This is a genomic window from Hydrogenivirga sp. 128-5-R1-1 (assembly GCF_000171895.1).
In genome coordinates, this window is record NZ_ABHJ01000533.1 from 1 (window position 1) to 1,030 (window position 1,030).

Genomic DNA, 1,030 nt, shown 5'->3' on the forward strand with positions numbered 1-1,030 from the left:
AAGCACAAGAATATGCCATGAAGATGAACTTAAGAAAATAGATGACCAACTTCAGGAAAAAGAAAGGGAAATTTACAAGATACAGACAGAATCAGAAAGCATATTCACAAGGGCTAAAGAGATAGATGAAAAAATTTCTACATATATAAACAAGATTAACTTACTTGAAAATGAGATAGTTAATCTTAAGAAAAAGCAGTTTGAGACTGAAAACCAGCTTGATATTTTAAAAAAGGAAATGCAGGAACTTCAAAAACAGCTTTCTGTAGTTGAAAACAGAAAAAAATCAATCCTTGAGAAAATGGAAAATGAAGGTCTTCACAGCCTTAGAAAAGAATGGGAAGAGGCAACTAAAAAAGTCTACGCGTTAAAAGAAAAGAGAAATGAAATCGTTTCACAAATAGAAAATCTTCAGGACAGACTTGAAAATAACCTTAAAGTCAGAATTTTTCAGATAGAAAATGAAAAGCTGAAAATAGAAGACCAGATAAAACAAAAATCCCAGCAAAAAAAAGAGTTAAAACAGCAGATTGAAGAGGAAAGTAAGAAATTAACACAGCTCTGGCAGGGACTTAAAGATAAAGAAAAGGAAAGAGATGAGCTTTTAAATAAAATAGAAACCTTAAAAGAGGAAATGAAAACTTTAAGATATGAGGAAGATAACATAAATACGCAAATAACATACCTTCTTGAAGATAAAGGAAAACTAGAGCAAAAATTAGAAGATATAAGAGAAGAGGTTTCTCTTTTAAAAGAGGAATATTTTGGTGAGCCTATAGAAGGAGATTTAAAAGAACTTGAGAAGCAGTTAAAAGAAAATCAAGAAAAAAGAAAAAATATTGGAGCCGTAAATGAAAGAGCCCTTGAAGATTATGAGCAGATAAAAGAAAGATACGAAGACTTAAATCAAAAAGTTCAAACCCCTTGTGGAAGAGAAAAAAAGCATAGAAGAATTAATTTGAAAGTTTAGAAGAGAAAAAAGTTAACTGCGTTTATGGGAAGTTTATGAAGCAGTCAATAAAAACCTTGG

At 30.6% G+C, this 1,030-nt stretch carries 1 pseudogene; it reads left to right on the forward strand.

Annotated elements, in window-relative coordinates:
• Positions 1-970: pseudogene (locus tag HG1285_RS20155) on the forward strand (chromosome segregation protein SMC); the annotation flags it as partial.
• Positions 971-1,030: the final 60 nt, after the last annotated feature.